Source organism: Luoshenia tenuis, from assembly GCF_014384745.1.
In the GTDB taxonomy this organism is placed as follows: Bacteria; Bacillota; Clostridia; order Christensenellales.
In genome coordinates, this window is record NZ_JACRSO010000006.1 from 167,983 (window position 1) to 187,785 (window position 19,803).

The window sequence follows — 19,803 nt, forward strand, 5'->3', positions numbered from 1 at the left end:
CCTCCTTTATCATCGCGATTAAGTTCAGTTTACACGAGCGGATGCAAAAAGTCACCCCATATGCGGGCGGTTTAAAAGATAAAACACTTGACTTGGAGCCAACTCCATATGATAGCCTGATAACAGAGAAAGAATAATGCGAAGGAGGGGTTATGATGCCGCATATCGCCATAGCGATGATCCCGGGGCGGGATGAGGCGACCAAGCAGCGGTTAGCGGAAAGAATGAAAAGCGCGCTGATAGACGAATTGGGGGTTCCGGAGAATTGGGTATCGGTCTCCCTGCACGAGATCGCGCAGGAAAGCTGGCAGGACGTGATGGAGCAGATCGGAGACGAAGCGATGTTGATTCGGGCCAATATTCAGCCGGAAGAGGGGAGATGACGCGGCGTGCAAAAACGAACTTTAGGAAAAAATAAGTTGGAAGTATCGGCCATCGGCTTTGGCTGTATGGGGCTGACGCAGAGCTATCCGCCCTTTCCGGAGCGCAGCGAGTCGATCCGGCTGCTGCGCCAGGCGGTGGAGATGGGCGTCACATTTTTTGATACGGCAGAAGTCTACGGCCCTTTCACCAATGAAGAACTGGTAGGGGAGGCGTTAGAACCGTTACGCAATGAGGTGGTGCTCGCCACCAAATTTGGGTTTGACCTGCATGGCGGGGCGCGCGGGGCAAGTGGCAAGCCTACGGGGCTGGACAGCCGCCCGCAAACCATCCGCCTGGCGGTGGAAGGGTCGCTCAAACGGTTGCGGACCGACCATATCGATCTGCTGTATCAGCACCGGGTGGACCCTGAGGTGCCCATCGAAATGGTGGCCGATACCGTAGGCCAGCTGATCAAGGAGGGTAAAGTGCGCGGTTGGGGCCTATCAGAAGCCGGGGCATCAACCATTCGCCGCGCCCATGCCGTCTGCCCGTTGACTGCGGTGCAAAGCGAATACTCCATGTGGTATCGGGAACCGGAAAAGGAGATTTTGCCGCTGCTAGAAGCGTTGGAGATCGGGTTTGTGCCCTTCAGCCCGCTGGGTAAGGGCTTTTTAACCGGACGCTTTGATCAGAACGCAAAATTTGAAGCAAACGACTTCCGCAACAGCATCCCCAGGTTTGCCGAGGAAAACTTGGCGGCTAATCTGGCCCTGATGGAGGAGATCACCGCGCTGGCTGCCGAAAGGGAGACCACGCCCGCGCGCGTCGCGCTAGCCTGGCTGCTCAAGCAAAAGCCGTGGATCGTGCCGATCCCGGGTACCAAAAAGCGCGAACGGCTGCAGGAGAATATAGGCGCAGCCCAGTTGAACCTGTCCGCAGCGGAGTGGGCGCGGTTGGATGCGGCGCTGAGCCGGATCAGGATCGTCGGGGCGCGGTACCCCGAGGATCAGGAAAAGCTGACGGGTAAATAGGCGTATTTTAGAGCCCGGCGTGCAGATATGCGCCGGGCTCGTTTTATTGTACAGGGCAACGGAGAAGCCGCGTATAAGTTTGGACACGCTGGCAAATATGACCTTTTGTGCTATTTTTCGCTGCAGCGTTCGCTTTTATAATATTTCCAGTGGAAGGACTTTTTTAATAGTGGTATGATGAAGGAGAACGCGTTGCAGATGAGCAGATAAGCGATGAGAAACAGCCATTGGGATGGAGAGTGAACATGCGCGAAGAAGGCAAATTCAAATTGGTGTCGCCCTACAGCCCGCAGGGCGATCAGCCCCAGGCGATCGATAAGCTGGTTGAGGGATTGAACCAAGGGTATCAGGATCAGGTGCTGCTGGGCGTAACGGGCTCGGGCAAGACCTTTACCATGGCCAACGTCATCGAGCGGGTGCAGCGGCCTACGCTGGTCATTGCCCATAATAAAACGCTGGCGGCCCAGCTGTGCAGCGAATTCAAAGAGTTTTTTCCGGACAGCGCGGTGGAATACTTCGTTAGTTATTACGATTATTATCAGCCGGAGGCCTATATCCCCTCGTCTGATACCTATATCGAAAAGGATTCCTCCATCAACGATGAGATCGATAAGATGCGCCACAGCGCCACTTCCGCCCTCCAGGAGCGGCGGGATGTGATTATCGTGGCCTCAGTCAGCTGCATTTACGCCCTGGGCGATCCGGAGGAATACCTTCGCCAGAGTATTTCCCTGCGCCCGGGGATGGTCAAATCCCGGGAAGAGGTGCTCAAGCGCCTGGTGGAGATTCAGTATGAGCGCAACGATGTGGACTTTGTGCGCGGCACTTTCCGCGTCCACGGCGACGTGGTGGAGATCTTTCCCGCCAACGCCTCTGAGCAGGCGATCCGCGTAGAGTTTTTTGGCGATGAGATCGAGCGCATTACCGAAATCAGCGTGGTGACCGGCGAGGTGCTGGCCCAGCGGGCGCATATCGCCATCTTCCCGGCCACCCACTATGTAGTGGCGGAGGAGGCCACCGAGCAGGGCCTTTTGGATATCGAGCGGGACCTGCAGGAGCGCTTGAAGCTGCTGCGGGAGCAGGACAGGTTGCTGGAAGCCCAGCGGTTGGAACAGCGCACGAACTACGATTTGGAGATGATCCGCGAGATTGGCTATTGCTCGGGCATCGAAAACTATACGCGCTATTTTGACGGCCGCCAGCCGGGAGAGCCGCCCTTTACGCTGCTGGATTATTTCCCCAAAGATTATTTGCTGATGATCGACGAAAGCCACGTGACCATCCCGCAGATCCGCGCCATGTACGCAGGGGATCGTTCGCGCAAGACTTCGCTGGTGGATTATGGGTTCCGGCTGCCGGCTGCCTTTGATAACCGGCCCCTGAAATTTGAGGAATTTGAGCGGCGCATGGGGCAGACTATCTTTGTCAGCGCTACGCCCGGCCCCTATGAACTTAGCCGTGAAAAGCAGATCGTGGAACAGATCATCCGCCCCACGGGCCTGCTCGACCCGGAGATCATCATCCGCCCCGTGTCCGGCCAGGTGGACGATCTGTTGGGCGAAATACGCGAGGTGACAAAGCAGGGCTTCAGGATTTTGGTTACCACGCTGACCAAGAAGATGGCCGAACGGCTGACCGATTATTTAGTGGAGATGCAGGTCAAGGTGCGCTATCTCCACAGCGATATCGAGACCATTGAGCGCATGGAGATCATCCGCGACCTGCGCGCGGGCGAGTTTGACGTGCTGGTGGGCATCAACCTGCTGCGGGAGGGACTGGACCTGCCGGAGGTGGCGCTGGTGGCCATTTTGGATGCGGATAAGGAGGGCTTCTTGCGTTCTGAAACTTCGCTGGTGCAAACGGTAGGGCGCGCGGCGCGCAACGTGGAGGGCCGGGTGATCATGTACGCCGATCAGATCACCGATTCCATGCGCCGGGCCATCGACGAGACCAACCGCCGCCGCAAGATACAGATGGATTTTAACGAGAAGCACGGAATCCAGCCCCAGACCATCCAAAAAGCGGTGCACGACGTTTTGGAGATCACAAAGCCCCTGGAGGAGAAGCAGGAGATGACCCTGCTGCAGATGGAGGCCGCCTTTGCCCAGTTGGAAGAGCAGATGCTGCAGGCCGCCGCTGCGCTGGACTTTGAGCAGGCGGCCAAACTGCGCGACCAGTTGTTTAAGCTGCGCGAAAAGCGAGATGGGAAGGTGGCTGATGTACCCAAGGGTACCCGGCGCATGACGGCTAAAAATCCCCGGCGCCGGCGGAGAAGTTGAGCCGCACTTTTGGCAGAGGGATGGATTTAGCGGCCGTATCGTGCTAAAATAGGGATAGACGGGCTAAAGCCCGCAACAATAAAAAGGGGGATAATAAAGTGGCAAAGATCACGGCTATCGGTCACCTGGGGTTCAATGTAAAGGACATGGATGCGACGGTCAAGTTCTACACCAAGGCGCTGGGCTTTACCTATGGTTTTACGATCGAGAAGGACGGCAAGCCCTGGATCGAGTATTACAAGGCCTGCGATAACCAGTTTTTTGAGTTTTTCTACGGCGGCAGCGGCGATGCGCCGGCAGCCGGCCAGTCCTATGCTCATGTTTGCCTGGAAGTCGATAACATGGAAGAGTACGTTAAGCAGATCGAAGCAGCCGGATATGCGCTGGACATCCAGCCCAAGATGGGCGGGGACGGCAATATCCAGGCTTGGGTCGTGGATCCTGACGGCAACCGCATCGAGCTGATGCAGATGTCGCCCACCTCCAAGCAGCGCACCTGCTAGGGGAAAGGCAAGCGGTAATAAGGATGGCAGACCCCATCGTGTAGCGGGCCTGCCATCTTTTTCATCAAAACGGAAGTTCAAAGGAGAATCGGATTTGCGCAATTCAATTTACATCAAAGGCGCGCGGGAGCATAACCTTCAGAATGTGGATCTGGAGATCCCGCGGGAGAAACTGGTGGTTTTTACGGGCCTAAGCGGCTCGGGGAAGAGCAGCCTGGCGTTTGACACGCTGTATGCGGAAGGGCAGCGGCGGTATGTGGAGTCGCTCTCCTCTTATGCGCGCCAGTTTCTGGGGCAGATGGAAAAACCGGACGTGGACTATATCGATGGGTTAAGCCCGGCGATCTCCATCGACCAGAAAACCACCAGCCGCAACCCGCGCTCTACCGTGGGTACGGTAACGGAAATACACGATTATTTCCGTCTGCTGTATGCGCGCATCGGCATCCCGCACTGTCCCAAGTGCGGCCGGGAGATCCACCAGCAGACGGTGGATCAGATGGTAGACCAGATTCAGGCCATGCCGGAGGGGACGCGCCTGCAGCTGCTGGCTCCTGTGATCCGCGGGAAAAAGGGCGAGCACGTCAAGGTACTGGAGGATATCCGCAAAAACGGTTATGTGCGCGTGCGGGTCGATGGCGAGCTGCGGGAAGCCAGCGAGGAGATAGCGCTGGACAAAAAGCGCAAGCATACCATCGAGGTCGTGGTGGACAGGCTGATCGTGCGCCCGAATATGCAGCAGCGTCTGACCGATTCTCTGGAAAATGCCATGGCGCTATCGGGCGGCACGGTACTGGCAGACCTGATGAACGGTGAGGAGCTGCTTTTCAGCGCCAACTACGCTTGCCCGGATTGCGGTATCAGTATCGAGGCGCTGGAGCCGCGCATGTTCTCCTTTAACAGCCCTTACGGCGCCTGCCCGACCTGTACGGGCCTGGGCACGCTGATGAAGATCGACCCGGACATCGTCATCCCTGACCGAAAAAAAAGCCTGGCCCAAGGGGCGGTGCAGGCCTCTGGCTGGGTCGGCGGGCTGGACGATGGGATCTCCGGCATGTACTTTAAAGGGTTGGCCGAGCATTATCACTTTGACTTGGATACGCCCATAAAAGACTTGCCAGAGGAAGCAGTAAACGCGATCTTGTACGGCACGGGGGATGAAAAGATCGAAGTAAGCTATGACCGGGGCTACGGCACGGGCACTTTTTCCACCACCTTTGAGGGGGTGATCGGCAATCTGGAGCGGCGCTACCGCGAGACACAGTCCGATGCGGCCAAGGCCGAGCTGGAGGAATACATGGCGACCATTCCCTGTCCGGATTGCCACGGCCAGCGTTATAAGTCGGAGGTGCTGGCCGTGACGGTGGGGGGCAAAAACATCGCCCAGCTCTCGGAAATGTCCGTGACCAATGCGCGCCGGTTTTTTGCTGGATTGGAACTGAGCCGCACCCATCAGATGATCGCCGAGCGTATCTTAAAGGAGATCGACGCGCGGCTGGGCTTTTTGGACGATGTAGGGCTCAATTACCTGACACTCTCCCGCGGGGCGGCGACGCTTTCGGGCGGAGAGGCCCAGCGCATCCGTCTGGCCACCCAGATCGGTTCCTCGCTGATGGGAGTGCTCTACATTTTGGATGAACCCAGCATTGGCCTGCACCAGCGAGACAACGCCAAACTGCTCAAGACGCTAAAGCATCTGCGGGACATTGGCAATACCTTGGTGGTGGTGGAGCACGATGAGGAAACCATGCTGGAGGCCGACTATATCGTAGATGTGGGCCCTGGCGCCGGCGCACACGGCGGTAAAATCGTGGCGGCGGGCACCTTGGAGGAGATCAAAAATACGCCCGAGTCCCTGACGGGGGACTTCTTGGCGGGCCGGCGGCAGATCGCCATCCCGCTTCAGCGCCGCAAGCCTGGCAAGAACTGGCTCAAGGTGGTGGGCGCCAACGCCAATAACCTGAAGAACGTGGACGTCGCGTTCCCCATCGGCCTTTTTACCTGTGTGACGGGGGTATCGGGTTCGGGCAAGAGCAGCCTGGTCAACGAAATATTGAACAAAGCCCTGTCGCGGGACCTGAACCGGGCGCATACCCGCCCGGGCAAGCACGACCATATCGAAGGGCTGGAGCATTTGGACAAGATCATCGATATCGACCAGTCGCCCATCGGGCGCACGCCCCGCTCTAACCCGGCTACCTACACCGGGGTGTTCGATATGATCCGGGATGTCTACGCCCGCACGCCGGATGCGAAAATGCGCGGGTACAAAAACGGCCGCTTCAGTTTCAACGTTAAAGGCGGCCGGTGCGAGGCCTGCAAGGGCGATGGTATCATCAAGATCGAGATGCACTTTTTGCCGGATATTTATGTGCCCTGCGAGGTATGCGGCGGCCAGCGCTATAACCGGGAGACGCTGGAGGTGCGCTATAAGGGCAAAAATATCTACGATGTGTTGGAGATGACGGTGGAGGAGGCGTTGGCGTTTTTCTCCAGCCACCAGCGCATTCGGCGCAAGCTGCAAACGCTGATGGACGTGGGCCTGGGCTATGTCAAGCTGGGGCAGCCCTCTACGCAGCTTTCCGGCGGCGAGGCCCAGCGCATCAAACTGGCTACCGAGCTTAGCCGCCAGTCCACCGGGCGCACGGTCTATATTCTGGACGAGCCCACTACCGGGCTGCACATGGCCGATGTGGAACGGCTGGTGGACGTACTGCAGCGCCTTTGCGAGGGCGGCAATACCGTTATCGTCATCGAGCATAATCTGGATGTGATCAAGGTAGCCGACCATATTATCGATTTGGGCCCGGAGGGCGGCGATAAAGGCGGTAACATCGTGGCCACCGGTACGCCGGAGGAGGTCGCCAAAGTCAAGGGCAGCTATACCGGGCAGTACCTTAAGCGGGTGCTGAAATAGCTTGTAGACCTGAATAAGATACAGATAACTTATTTTGCCCGCGGATTGGCTCCTTCAAGTTTAGCGCCGCTAAGGGCAAGCCGATATAAAAAGCCGTATGGAGAAATCCATACGGCTTTTATTGTTGAGATTGTTTTAATCCAGCACTTCCAGGCCGCAGGCCTTTGCAAAGCGCAGCTGGGCGGCGCGCCCTTCGGGCGTATCCTTAAACACGCCCGCGTCTGCCAGAATTTCCTGGCCGATTTGGCCCACTTCTTTGTGGATGACCTCCTGCGCCTGCTCGGGGCTGAGGTTTTGCCCATAACGGGCGATCAGCTCATGCAGCCAATCCAAATGCAGGTGAAGGGGATGCCCTTCCTGCGCTGCCTCCGGCGCGATAGCGGCGCCGCACAGCACCTCCTGCACGGCGGCCAGCTCTTTTTGCAGCCGGCCCGGGAGGATAAACAGCCCCATCACCTCGATCAGGCCGATGTTCTCCCGTTTAATATGGTGCAGTTTTTCATGGGGGTGGAAGTTGCCCAGCGGGTGCTCAGGGCTGGTCAAGTTGTTGCGGAACACGATATCCAACTGCCAGTTTTCGCCCTTTTTGCGCGCGATGGGCGTAATGGCATTGTGCGGCGTTCCCTCAGTCTGCGCCAAAACGCCAATGCTTTCATCCGTATAACCCTCCCAGGCTTGGGCGATCCGCTCCGCGATGGCGGTCACCTGGTCGCGGCCGGGGCCGGTCAGGCGTACGGCGGCCATGGGCCAGCGGATAAACTCAATGCGTACGCCGGGGTATTGCGCGTCCCGCAGGCGCGCCCAGGCAGGGGCGTTCTCCATGGGGAAGGTGTGCCTTCCGCCCTGGAAGTGATCGTGATCTAAGATAGACCCGCCCACGATGGGCAGCCCGGCATTGGAACCGATAAAGTAGTGCGGGAACTGGCCCACGAAATCAAACAGCCGGCGAAAAGTGGCGGCGCATACGTTCATGGGCCGGTGCTCATCACAAACCACGATGCAGTGCTCGTTATAATACACATAAGGCGAATACTGGAAAAACCAGTTCTCTCCGTTCAACTTCAGGGGGATGGTGCGCAGCGTCTGGCGGGCCGGATGGTTCAAGCGCCCGGCGTACCCTACGTTTTCCTTGCAGAGCATGCATTTAGGATAACTGGTGGAAACCAGATCCTTTAACTTGGCAACCTCCCTGGGATCCTTTTCAGGCTTGGAAAGGTTGATGGTGATCTGCAACTCGCCATAGTCGCTGGGGCTGGTCCAGGCGATGCTGCGCGCGACTTCCGCCGTGCGGATGTAGTAGATCTTACGGCAGAAATCATAAAACCAGTCCGTCGCCGCACGGCTGTTGCGGGATTGCCACAGCTCATAAAACCGGGCGGTCACCTCGCTGGGCCGCGGGCAGAATACGCCCATGATACGGGTATCCAGCAAAGTACGCTCGGTGTAGGTATCCCCGCATACGCCCCGCGCCGCCGCATCGTCCACGATACGGCCCAACAGGGTAGAAACATCTTCGCCATCCAGAGGGCCCTGCGCGGCCTCCCCTGGCTGGGGCAGCTGAAGGATATCCAGCAGCTGGTTTTGCGCGCAGATTCGGTCCTGCTCATCCAAAAGGCCGCATTGGATCGCATAATGCAGCAACTTTTCCACATCCGGCCAAACTTCGTATGCCATTTTAAATTTACGCCTCGCTTTTCATCTTGTTAAAAGGGGCCAAGTAACCCTTTCATATTATACCCGCTGGCGCACCTGTACACAAGAGCGGGATTGTCTTGACAAAGCCGCGCTCTACTGGGAAAATGTAACGTGTAATAGAGCGGGATGGGCGATCCTAATTATAGAGTAAGGGGCGAGCGGACGATGGAATATCGGAAGTGGATGGAATACCTTAGTACCAGCGCGGGGCAGGATTTATTGGCGCAGCTCTATGGCTCTGGGCATGCAGCGGGCGCGCTGGAGCGTTATGGACAGTTGATGCAGCGGCATGTGCAGCGCACCGGGGCGCCGGAGATACGGTTGTTTAGCGCCAGCGGGCGCACTGAGGTATCCGGCAACCATACCGACCATAACCATGGCCTGGTGCTTGCGGCAGGGGTAACGGTGGATACTCTGGCCGTGGTTTCCCCGCGCGCGGACCGCAAAATCAATGTAGTGTCCGAAGGCTTTCCCGAGGCGTTTGAAATCAGCCTGGACGCGCTGGAGATCGATGAAAAGGCCTTCGGCACCACGCAGGCGATCCTACGGGGCATTGCGCGCAACCTGTGCGACCGGGGTTTTACCCTTGGCGGGTTTGACGCGACGGTGGCCAGCTCTGTACCGGTCGGCTCGGGGCTTAGCTCCTCGGCTGCCTTTGAAGTATTGATCGTAGAAATCATGAATCAGCTCTTTTGCAGCGGGAAGATCGACGGGATCGCCCGCGCGCAGATCGGCCAGTATGCCGAGAACGTATACTTCGGCAAGCCCAGCGGTCTGATGGACCAGATGGCCTGTTCGTTGGCATCCATGAGCCTGATCGACTTTGAAGATCCTCAAAAGCCGAAAGTGGAGCGTATTGCCTATGATCTTGAAAAAGCCGGGTATGCATTGGTAGTGGTAGCCACGGGCGGCGACCATGCGGATCTGACCGACGCGTACGCGGCGATCCCCCAGGATATGAAAGCCGCGGCCAACTTCATGGGGAAAGACTTTTTACGGCAGGTGGCGGTGGAGGACTTTATGGCTGCCATCCCGCAAATGCGTGAGAAGATCGGCGAGCGGCCCATCCTGCGCGCGCTGCATTTCTTTGATGAAAACGCCCGTGTGCTCCGGCAGGCCCAGGCGCTGAGGGAGGGCGATGTGCAGACCTTTTTGTCTTTGGTGATCGCCTCGGGCCAGAGCAGCTGGCGGCTGCTGCAAAATTGCGTGGTGCCGGGGCGGTTGGAGCAGGGGCTACCCCTGGCGCTGGCGTTGAGCGAGCGGTACCTGCGCCCGGTGGGCGGCGCATGGCGGGTACACGGCGGCGGCTTTGCCGGCACCATACAGGCTTTTGTGCCGCTGGATGAGGTAGAGGGTTATATTGCCGCCATGAGCGAGGTATTTGGCCCCCACAGTTGCACGCGGCTGGGGGTACGCAACCTGGGCGCTATGGAATTAAAGGCGGAGGCATAAGATGTTCTTCATTACAAATGCAAGGGTCATGACCATGGCGGGCAAGACCTATGAAACGGGCTGGGTCGCCATAGAGGATGGCAAGATCGCGGCGGTGGGAGAAGGGAACCCCAAAGTGTCGGCCGGAGACGAGCGGCTGGACGCGGGCGGCGCTTACCTTTTGCCCGGCTTTGTAGATCCGCATTGCCATATCGGCCTGTTCGAGGACGACCTGGGCCGTGAAGGGGAGGACGGGAACGAGGATATCGACCCAGTCACGCCGCATCTGCGCGCAATTGACGGTATTAATCCGGATGACCCCAGCTTTTGCGATGCGCTGGACGCGGGCATCACCACGGTGGTCACCGGCCCGGGCAGCGCCAATGTGATCGGCGGCCAGTTCGCCGCGCTCAAAACCTATGGGCGGTATGTGGACGAGATGGTGCTCAAAGCGCCGCAATCGCTCAAAGTGGCCTTTGGCGAGAACCCCAAGCGCACCTACCAGGATCAGGAAAAAAGCCCGGTGACCCGCATGGCCACCGCCGCACTGCTGCGGGAGAATTTAGTCGCGGCGCAGGAATATGCGCAAAAGCTCGAGGAGGGGGAGGAAGACCCCGATAAGCGCCCGGAGCGCGACCTGAAGCTGGAGATCATCTGTCATGCACTGCGGGGGGAGCTGCCCGTTAAAGCCCATGCGCACCGGCGGGACGATATTTTTACCGCGCTGCGCATTGCCCGGGAATTTGGGCTGGAGATGACGGTGGAGCACGCTACAGAGGGGCATTTGGCGGCAGACGTGCTTAAAGAGGTGGGCGCGCGGGTGATCCTGGGCCCCTATCTTTGCGGAAAGGGTAAAGTTGAGCTGCAAAACATGTCGCTGGAGGCGCCGGCGCGCTTGGCAAAGGCCGGTGTGCCTTTTGCGCTGATGAGCGACCATCCCGAGACGCCAGTGCAGTTTTTGCCCGTGCAGGCGGCGCTTTGCGTGCGCGCGGGGTTGCCCGAAGATCAGGCCCTGCGTGCGATCACCATCGATGCGGCGCGGCTGTGCGGCATCGATGACCGGGTCGGCTCCATCGAGCCGGGCAAGGATGCGGATCTTGCGCTGTTCAGCGCACATCCCCTCTCGCTGCAGGCTAAAGTGCTGGCTGTATTTGTAGACGGGCGCAAAGTACGCTGAGTATAGGGGTTGCATTTTGTAAATTATGGCGTATAATAATCTTTGAATTAAATACCGGTATATCTTCAGGGCAGGGTGTTATTCCCGACCGGCGGTAAAGCCCGAGAGCCTTTGGCGCATCCGCGCCAGGGGTTGACCAGGTTTATTTCCTGGGCCGACAGTGACAGTCTGGATAAAAAGAAGATAACCTGATGGAAAATTGGCGTTGCTTTTGCAGGGCTTCTTTCTTCGGGTTCTTGGAGACATTCCGGGAACCCGTTTTTTATAAAGAAGGAGGCAATGACAATGAAGAACGACAAGGTAAAATGGTTGACAAAGGTCGGTATGCTATCGGCCATCGCGTGGGTGCTGATGCTGTTGGAATTCCCGGTGGCATTTTTCTTTCCGCCCTGGCTGCAGATGGATCTATCCGACCTTCCGGCGCTGCTGGCCGGCTTTTCACTGGGGCCGGTGGCGGGCGTGTGTGTTGAACTGGTCAAAAACCTTTTGCACATGCTGACTAAGGGACTCTCCTTTGGCGGCGCGGGGCAGCTGGCCAACTTCCTGGTGGGCATCGCCTTTGTTTGGCCCGCCGCTATGATCTATAAAAAGCATAAGACCTTAAAGCGCGCCATCATCGGCATGGCGGCAGGCGCGCTATGCATGGGTGTGGTAGGCATGCTGGCCAATTACTATATTTTGATCCCCGTTGCCTTCCCGGGCGATGCGCTCAGCGGGATGAGCACCGCCGCCGTTCCCATCGCGGGCGCGCTGGGCGCGGGGCAGATGGGCTTTTTAGGGGCCTATGTGATCTTCGGCGTGCTGCCGTTTAACCTGATCAAGGCCGTATTGGTATCGCTGCTTACCGGCGTACTGTATAAGCGGCTGAGCGGTATTTTGCACCGCTGATCAAGTTTGGATTTGGAAAGGATTGGATCGTTTCATTCATGCGCAAGGAAGAGTTTATATCCCATAATCAGGCGCAGACCGAGGATATCGGCGCACGCCTGGCACAGGCGCTTACTGGGGGAGAGGTGTTGGCCCTTTACGGCGGCCTGGGCGCGGGGAAAACGGCATTTACCCGCGGCCTGGCGCGAGGGCTGGGCATCGCCCGCCCGGTCACCAGCCCCACTTTTACCTTGCTGCACCAGTATAAGGGGCACTTGGCGCTCAACCACTTTGACGTATACCGCCTCTCCTCAGTCGAAGAGGCGGAGGATATCGGCATCGACGAGATCATGCAGGCGGACGGCGTTACGGTGATCGAGTGGCCGGAGCGGGTGGAAGAACTGCTGGATGATAAGACCATCGTGGTTAAAATTGAGGGTTCCGGAGACGAGCCGCGTGTGCTCACGGTTCTTTGGCCCTAAAGGAAAGGCGGAACGAAGCGTGCGGATATTGGCAATGGATACCTCGGCCAGGGTTTGCTCCGTAGCTGTGCTGGAAGATGGCGTCCTGCGCAGCGAGCAATCCACCAACCGGAACCTGACGCATTCGGAAATGCTGATGCCCATGGTGGAGGCCGCGCTGGATGCATCCGGCCTGACGATAAAGGATATGGACCTTTTTGCCGTGGCAAAAGGGCCGGGGTCGTTTACCGGGCTGCGCATAGGGGTCTCGACAGTGAAGGCCCTGGGCCATGCCTGCGGCAAACCCGTTTGCGGAGTGATGACGCTGGATGCCCTGGCCATGAACGCGGCGCATCATGTGGGCGATGTGGTGGCGCTGATGGATGCGCGGCGGGGACAGGTCTATGCGGCGCGCTACCGGGGCGATGGCCGGCATATCCAGCGCGTGGGCGAACCGGAGGCCATATCTTTGCAGGCGTATTTGACGCGGGAGACCTTTTCGCAGGACGTACTATTGCTGGGGGATGGCGTAGCGCCGAATGAAGCGGCGATCAAGGAACTGCTGGGTCAGCGGGCGATTCTGGCGCTGCCGCATATCCGGCTGCAGCGCGCGGCCAGCATCGCCGTGCTTGCCGAAAAGATGGCCGATAGCGGCGAGAGCATGGATCAGGATGCGCTGCAGCCCCTTTATCTGCGCCTTTCACAGGCGGAAAGGGAGCGCGCGCGCAGGCTGCGCGAGGGGGCAAAAGCGTGATGGTCCATATCAGGCCCTGGGCCGGGGAAGATGTGGCGGCGCTGCATGCCTTAGAGGAAGCGGCCTTTGAGGCGCCATGGAGCCTTAACATGTTTCAGGAGGAGTGGGAAAACGAGCGCGCGCATTACTGGGTCGCGGAGGATGAGGCCCACAGGCCCCTGGGCTATGCGGGCTGTTGGCTGATCCTGGACGAAGTGCATGTGACCAATGTGGCGGTGCATCCCCGTGCGCGGCGACGGGGAATCGGCAAAGCGCTGATGGAACAGATCATGTCCTTTGCCCGGGAGCGGGCGGCGCGCGTGGTTTTTCTTGAGGTGCGTCAGTCCAACATGCCGGCCAGAAACCTTTACCGGCAGATGAAATTCAGGGATGTCGGCAAGCGCCCGCACTATTATGAAAACGGCGAGGATGCGGTGCTGATGACGCTTTGGCTGAACGATACCGCGCTGTGATCGCGAATATAAAAGCCCGCGGCAGGGAACAAAACCTGCGCGCCGGGCTTTTCTTTTTTGCCTAAACAAGGTAAAATAGTTGAATAGCAGCCGCCTGTATTTCGTCTTGTTTACGACGACGCGGTGATTTTCGACTATGGGCGGCCATAGATAATAAGTAGTAGAGGGCATTTGCCCTTTGCAAACCTGAAGGTTAGGAGCATCGGTTTGTTTATCGATATTGATGATATTCGCATCCATTACGAGAGTTTTGGAGAAGGGGAGCCTATCCTGCTGCTTCACGGCTGGGGCGGGCAGATCGAAAGCTGGGGCCCGGTGATCCCCTCGCTGGCGCAGGGGCGCAAGGTCTATGCGCTGGATTTCCCGGGGTTCGGGTCCAGCGCGCAACCGCCTAAGCCGTGGGATGTGATGGACTATACGGCAATGTTGCTCCGGTTTATGGACCAGATCGGCCTGGAAAAAACAGATGTGATGGGCCACTCTTTCGGCGGCCGGGTGACCATCCTGCTCTCGGCCACCGCGCCGGAACGGGTGGGTAAGGTCATACTTGTGGATAGCGCGGGGCTGATCCCCAAGCGGACGTGGCGCTACTACTTTAAAGTTTACTCTTATAAGGCGCTTAAGCGTGTGGCCGCCTGCAGGCCGCTGGCGGCGCTGCTTAAAGGCGTGGGCGTGGATGCAAAAAAGATCGTTGCCAAGCGGGGGGGCTCCAGCGATTACCGCGCGCTGCCCGAGTGCATGCGCGCGACCTTCGTCAAAGTGGTCAATCAGGACCTGCGGCCTTATCTTAAGCAGATCAAAGCCTCCGCACTGCTGATCTGGGGGCGTAACGATACGGATGCGCCGGTGTACTTTGGCGAGATCATGGAGAAAGAAATCCCGGATGCGGGCCTGGTGGTGTTGGAGAATGCAGGGCATTTTGCCTATTTGGACCGCTTCGGCGATTTTGATAAGATCGTTAAAAACTATATTCATTTTGAGAAAAGAGGTTGATTCATGTTGGATATGTTTCTATCCCCTTGGGTGTATTCGCCCGTGATCATCATCCTGGCCGCCCTGCTGGCGCTGGGGTGTACCAAAGGCTATATCCATATGCTTCAGCTGGAGAGCTATCAGCTGCCCGGTTATTTCCGCTGGTTCAAGCAAAACGATAATAAGCTGTACACAGCGACCCTTTTGGTGGCGCTTCCGGCCGCTATCGTGGACGCTGCCTATACCTTTTTGCGCAATCAGCTGCCCGATGCTTCCGCCTGGTGGGGTTACGCGGTATCGGCAGTGTTGGTCGTCAGCGCCCTGATCTTTATGTCGCAGCAGAAAAAACAGCCGGCGAAAAAGCTGCTGGTCTATACCGCAAGGGTCAAACGCCTGGTGGCGGCCATCGTCGTACTGGAAGCGCTGGTCTTGGCTGCGGCCACGGTCGTTATGTACTTTTATAATGCGCCGGCCATCTTCCTGGCGCTGCGTTTGGCACTGTATGCCCTGGTGCTGCTGATGCCCTTCTGGGTGGCGCTGGCTGCAGCGGTCATGCAGCCCATCGAAAGGGCTATCGCCAAAAAGTACTTTAAAGAGGCGCAGCGCAATATTCTGGAGAATGAGGCGCTGATCCGCATCGGGATCACCGGTTCCTATGGCAAGACCAGCACCAAGTTTATACTAGGCACCATCCTGGGCGAAAAATACCGGGTCTTGGTGACGCCTTCCAGTTACAATACGCCCATGGGTGTGACCCGGGTGATCCGCGAACAGCTGATGCCGGATCACGAAGTGTTCATCGCGGAGATGGGCGCGCGCCATGTGGGGGACATCAAGGAGATGTGCGAGCTGGTAAAGCCTATGCACGGGCTTTTGACCTCCATCGGCCCGCAGCATTTGGAGACCTTCGGCTCTATCGAAAACGTGGCGGCTACCAAATACGAGTTGATGGAAGCGCTTCCGGAAAACGGCATCGCTATTTTTCCGGATGACGGCGCCCATTGCACCCGCCTTTATACTACGACAGAGGGGCTTGATAAAGCTCTGTTCGGCGTGGATGAGGGAGAGGGGCGCCTGGTCTGGGCAAAAGATCTTTCCTTCGGCCCGGAGGGCAGCCGCTTTACCCTTTGCACGCAGGATGGTCAGGAGGAAGAATGTACCACCCAGCTGCTGGGGCGGCATAATGTGCAAAACATCGTAGGCTGCGCGGCCATGGCGTTAAAACTGGGCCTGACGCTGCAGGAGATTGCCAAGGGTATCGCCAAAGTAGAGCCGGTAGAGCACCGGCTACAACTTATCCCCGGCGCAAATGGCGTGACGGTGATCGACGATGCGTTTAATGCCAACCCTGCGGGAGCCAGGATGGCGATGGAGGTTCTAGGACAATTCCCGGGCCGGCATATCGTCATCACCCCGGGCATGGTGGAATTGGGCGAGCAAGAAACAAAGCTCAACCGCGCCTTTGGCGAGCAGATGGCCAGCGCGGCGGATATCGCCATTTTGGTCGGAGAGAAGCGCACGCGCCCCATCGTAGAAGGGCTACTGGCCCAGAAGTTTGATGAGGATAATATCAAGGTCGTGGCAAACCTGGAGGAGGCGACGCAGCTGCTGGGCACGCTGACCCGTGCGGGCGACGTGGTGCTTTTTGAAAACGACCTGCCGGATAACTATAACGAATAACCGCTTATAAGAAGGGACCTGAAAGCAATGAAAAAGCAAGTTGCCGTATTTTTCGGAGGCCGCTCGGCCGAGCACGATGTTTCCATCATTACCGGGCTGCAGCTGATGGATAACGCGGACACCGCGAAATACGATCTGATCCCGGTGTATATCACCCGAGAGGGCGCCTGGTTTACGGGAGAGGCGCTGCGCAACATCGAGACCTTTAAGCATTTTGACCCGCAGACGAAAGGATTGTTGCCCTGTTGGCTGTCGCCCGTAGCGGGCGAGAGGGCGCTAAAAGCAGAAGTTACGCGTACGTTTGGAAAGAAGATTCAGTCTTATCCCATCGATGTGGCGATCCCGGCCATGCACGGCATGCACGGGGAGGACGGCACGCTGCAGGGCTTGTTCGAGCTGGCGGATATCCCCTATGTCGGCCCGGCCGTACTGGGGAGCGCCTGCGGGATGGATAAGATCGTCATGAAGTCCGTTTTTCGCGATAATGGGATCCCCGTACTGGACGCTGTGGCCTTTGACCGGGGAGAATTTGAGCTTGACCGGGAGGGCGTGCTGGATCGTATCGAGGGAGCGCTGCCCTATCCCATCTTTGTAAAACCGGCCAACCTGGGTTCCAGCATCGGCATCTCCAAGGCAAGCGACCGGGCCAGCTTGCAGGCGGCCGTGGAAGTGGCCATCCATTACGACCATCGTATCCTGGCGGAAAAAGGCGTGAACCATCTAAAAGAGGTGAACTGTTCGGTGCTGGGCATCGGCGCCCGGGCCGAAACGTCGGAACTGGAGGAGCCAGTCAGTTGGAAAGAATTCCTCACCTTTGAGGAAAAGTATATGCGGGGCGGAAAAGGCGCCAAATCCTCCGGCGGAAAAGGCGGCATGGCTTCGCTGGATCGCAAGATTCCCGCAGAGATCACGCCCGAGCAGGCCCAGCGCATCCGTGATATCTCGCTGCAGGCCTTCGCGGCGCTGGATTGCTGCGGGGTGGTCCGCATCGATTATATTATCGACCTGGACGAGGAAAAGATTTATCTCAATGAGATCAATACCCTGCCGGGTTCCTTTGCCTTTTACCTGTGGGAGCCCAAGGGCATGCCTTACCGGCAGTTGATCGACCGCCTGGTGGAGCTGGCGCAGGAGCGCTTTGCCATCAAGACGAAAAACGCCTTTGCCTTTCAATCGGCCCTGCTGCAGAGCCAGGGCGGCGGGGCAAAGGGAAGCAAACGCTAAACGCTTGAATGTCTCAGGGTTTGCTGCTATAATGCTAACGGATAATTTACGCGCGGGCGCGTGCATAACGAAAGAAGGAGCATGTTATGGCAAAAATTGCGATGGTAACGCCGCTGGTGGAGATGGACGGCGACGAGATGACCCGGATCATCTGGCAGGCGATCAAAGAAAAGCTGCTGGAGCCCTATATTGATTTAAAGACTGAGTATTACGACCTGGGCCTGAAGCACCGCGACGAAACGGACGACCAGGTGACGGTGGATTCCGCCCTGGCGACCCAAAAATACGGCGTAGCCGTTAAGTGCGCGACCATTACGCCTAACGCCCAGCGCGTGGAGGAATATGGCTTAAAGAAGATGTGGCGCAGTCCCAACGGTACGATCCGCGCCCTGCTGGACGGCACGGTATTCCGCGCGCCGATCATGGTGGACTGCATTAAGCCCAACGTGACCAACTGGGAAAAGCCCATCATCATCGCACGCCATGCCTATGGCGATATCTATAAGAGCACGGAGATGGATATTCCCGGCCCGGGCAAAGTCGAGTTGGTCTTTACCGGCGAGGATGGAAGCCGCCAGACCCTGACGGTACACGATTTTAAGGGCCCCGGCGTGGCGATGGGCATGCACAATACCGATGCGTCGATCTCCAGCTTTGCCCGCGCCTGTTTTAACTACGCGCTGGATCTAAAGCAGGATCTGTGGTTCTCCACCAAGGATACCATCTCTAAAACTTATGACCATACGTTTAAGGATATCTTCCAGGAGATCTACGATGCCGAGTTTAAGGCGCAGTACGAGGCGGCCGGTATTGAGTATTTCTATACGCTGATCGACGATGCGGTAGCCCGCGTGATCCGCTCTAAGGGCGGCTTTGTCTGGGCCTGTAAAAACTATGATGGCGACGTGATGAGCGATATGCTGGCCACCGCCTTTGGCAGCCTGGCCATGATGACCTCGGTGCTGGTTTCGCCCGATGGCAAGTATGAATATGAGGCGGCGCACGGCACGGTCACCCGGCACTATTACCGGCACCTGAAAGGGGAGGAGACCTCCACCAACTCGGTGGCGACGATCTTTGCTTGGACGGGCGCGCTGCGCAAGCGCGGTCAGCTGGATCATATTCCGGAATTAGAGGCTTTTGCCGACCGTTTGGACCGTGCGACGCTCAAGACCATTGAAAGCGGCGTGATGACCAAGGATCTGGCCGCGCTGGCCAAGCTGGATACGATCAAGACTGTCAACACCATGCAGTTCCTGGATGAAGTGCGCGCCACCATGGAGGCGGGCGAATAAGATACAAATTTCCGTTAAAGACGAAAGGATTGGATGAAATGGGTATTTATCAAACCTGGATGGACCGCGCCCAAAACGGCACCGAGCAGGAGCAGCAAGTTTTCTGGCAGACTTATCTGCATCAGGAGCGGGACGCGTATGCCAAGATATTGGCCGGGAAAAATCCCTGCCTGGAGGGCACGCCCGAGAGCATTGCCCAAGAGCTAGAGATGGATATGGACGTCATGGGCGGGTTTATCGATGGGATGAAGACCAGCCTGGTGGACGAGCTGGACGTAGAGGCCCTGGAAGCCGATACGCCGGTCAAGCTGAACCTGGATTGGGAAAAGCTGTTCTACAATATGATGGAAGCCAAAGCGGATTGGCTGTACAACCTGCCCGAGTGGGAGGATGTGCTGGACGAGCAGCAGCGCAAAGAGATCACCCGCCAGTGGCGCAAAGACCATATCGCTGTGAGCACCAAGACTGTGGGCCGCAATGATCCTTGCCCCTGCGGCAGCGGCAAAAAATATAAAAAGTGCTGCGGTAAAAACGCATAGTTCCAGATGGAAAGCAAAAGGCGCCTCGACGAGGCGCTTTTTTATTTGTAAAGAAAACCACGCGTTAGACGCGTGGTTCAAAAGAGCCTATGGCGATGAAGAAGAAAACTCCCTTTGCTAAAATAAAGTGTAGTCTGCCAAGTGCACAAAGAAAGCAAAGGGA

At 57.7% G+C, this 19,803-nt stretch carries 17 protein-coding genes and 1 riboswitch; of the genes, 16 read left to right on the plus strand and 1 reads right to left on the minus strand.

Features of this window, described 5'->3' with window-relative positions:
• The first annotated feature begins 152 nt into the window (after window positions 1-152).
• From H8699_RS12240 to uvrA, 5 genes are all read left to right on the plus strand, one after another.
• Window positions 153-383, plus strand: a complete 231-nt coding sequence (locus H8699_RS12240; protein ID WP_249285926.1) for a tautomerase family protein — start codon at window positions 153-155, stop codon at window positions 381-383.
• A 6-nt stretch (window positions 384-389) separates the two neighbouring features.
• A complete protein-coding gene (locus H8699_RS12245) occupies window positions 390-1,394 on the plus strand; it encodes an aldo/keto reductase (RefSeq protein WP_249285927.1) in 1,005 nt (334 codons plus the stop codon).
• Between the two features lie 245 nt (window positions 1,395-1,639).
• On the plus strand, window positions 1,640-3,673 hold the full coding sequence (gene uvrB, locus H8699_RS12250) for an excinuclease ABC subunit UvrB (RefSeq protein WP_249285928.1): 2,034 nt from the start codon (window positions 1,640-1,642) through the stop codon (window positions 3,671-3,673).
• 98 nt (window positions 3,674-3,771) lie between these two features.
• Complete coding sequence (locus H8699_RS12255) at window positions 3,772-4,176, plus strand: VOC family protein (RefSeq protein ID WP_249285929.1); 405 nt, start codon at window positions 3,772-3,774, stop codon at window positions 4,174-4,176.
• A gap of 94 nt (window positions 4,177-4,270) precedes the next feature.
• The gene (gene uvrA / locus H8699_RS12260) at window positions 4,271-7,093 is read left to right on the plus strand and encodes an excinuclease ABC subunit UvrA (RefSeq protein ID WP_249285930.1); all 2,823 of its coding nucleotides are present in this window, start codon (window positions 4,271-4,273) and stop codon (window positions 7,091-7,093) included.
• Window positions 7,094-7,228: 135 nt separating this feature from the next.
• Here the strand turns inward: uvrA and H8699_RS12265 are convergent, their stop codons facing one another.
• On the minus strand, window positions 7,229-8,767 hold the full coding sequence (locus H8699_RS12265) for a UDP-glucose--hexose-1-phosphate uridylyltransferase (RefSeq protein ID WP_249285931.1): 1,539 nt from the start codon (window positions 8,765-8,767) through the stop codon (window positions 7,229-7,231).
• A gap of 186 nt (window positions 8,768-8,953) precedes the next feature.
• Between H8699_RS12265 and H8699_RS12270 the strand changes: the two genes are divergently transcribed.
• The 11 genes from H8699_RS12270 (at window position 8,954) to H8699_RS12320 (ending at window position 19,640) form a co-directional block, all read left to right on the plus strand.
• Complete coding sequence (locus H8699_RS12270) at window positions 8,954-10,240, plus strand: galactokinase (RefSeq protein ID WP_249285932.1); 1,287 nt, start codon at window positions 8,954-8,956, stop codon at window positions 10,238-10,240.
• A gap of 1 nt (window position 10,241) precedes the next feature.
• Window positions 10,242-11,396 (plus strand): amidohydrolase, encoded by a 1,155-nt coding sequence (locus tag H8699_RS12275; RefSeq protein ID WP_249285933.1) that lies wholly within the window; start codon window positions 10,242-10,244, stop codon window positions 11,394-11,396.
• 57 nt (window positions 11,397-11,453) lie between these two features.
• A riboswitch (FMN riboswitch) is annotated at window positions 11,454-11,585 on the plus strand.
• A 96-nt stretch (window positions 11,586-11,681) separates the two neighbouring features.
• Complete coding sequence (locus tag H8699_RS12280) at window positions 11,682-12,284, plus strand: ECF transporter S component (RefSeq protein ID WP_249285934.1); 603 nt, start codon at window positions 11,682-11,684, stop codon at window positions 12,282-12,284.
• A 38-nt stretch (window positions 12,285-12,322) separates the two neighbouring features.
• Entirely contained in the window at window positions 12,323-12,745 is a 423-nt protein-coding gene (tsaE, locus tag H8699_RS12285) for a tRNA (adenosine(37)-N6)-threonylcarbamoyltransferase complex ATPase subunit type 1 TsaE (RefSeq protein ID WP_249285935.1), read from the plus strand.
• Window positions 12,746-12,764: 19 nt separating this feature from the next.
• Complete coding sequence (tsaB, locus tag H8699_RS12290; protein WP_249285936.1) at window positions 12,765-13,478, plus strand: tRNA (adenosine(37)-N6)-threonylcarbamoyltransferase complex dimerization subunit type 1 TsaB; 714 nt, start codon at window positions 12,765-12,767, stop codon at window positions 13,476-13,478.
• Window positions 13,478-13,930 carry a ribosomal protein S18-alanine N-acetyltransferase gene (rimI, locus tag H8699_RS12295; RefSeq protein ID WP_249285937.1) on the plus strand — a complete coding sequence of 151 codons (453 nt, stop codon included), beginning with the start codon at window positions 13,478-13,480 and terminating at the stop codon, window positions 13,928-13,930. The genes tsaB and rimI overlap by 1 nt, the downstream gene beginning before the upstream one ends.
• Window positions 13,931-14,137: 207 nt before the next feature.
• Complete coding sequence (locus H8699_RS12300; RefSeq protein WP_249285938.1) at window positions 14,138-14,923, plus strand: alpha/beta fold hydrolase; 786 nt, start codon at window positions 14,138-14,140, stop codon at window positions 14,921-14,923.
• 3 nt (window positions 14,924-14,926) lie between these two features.
• Window positions 14,927-16,582, plus strand: a complete 1,656-nt coding sequence (locus H8699_RS12305) for a UDP-N-acetylmuramoyl-tripeptide--D-alanyl-D-alanine ligase (protein ID WP_249285939.1) — start codon at window positions 14,927-14,929, stop codon at window positions 16,580-16,582.
• 27 nt (window positions 16,583-16,609) lie between these two features.
• Window positions 16,610-17,806, plus strand: coding sequence for a D-alanine--D-alanine ligase family protein (locus H8699_RS12310; RefSeq protein ID WP_249285940.1), 1,197 nt, complete (start codon window positions 16,610-16,612; stop codon window positions 17,804-17,806).
• An 86-nt stretch (window positions 17,807-17,892) separates the two neighbouring features.
• Entirely contained in the window at window positions 17,893-19,101 is a 1,209-nt protein-coding gene (locus H8699_RS12315) for an NADP-dependent isocitrate dehydrogenase (protein ID WP_249285941.1), read from the plus strand.
• A gap of 38 nt (window positions 19,102-19,139) precedes the next feature.
• Window positions 19,140-19,640: an SEC-C metal-binding domain-containing protein gene (locus tag H8699_RS12320; protein WP_249285942.1), complete on the plus strand. Its 501-nt coding sequence runs from the start codon at window positions 19,140-19,142 to the stop codon at window positions 19,638-19,640.
• Window positions 19,641-19,803: the final 163 nt, after the last annotated feature.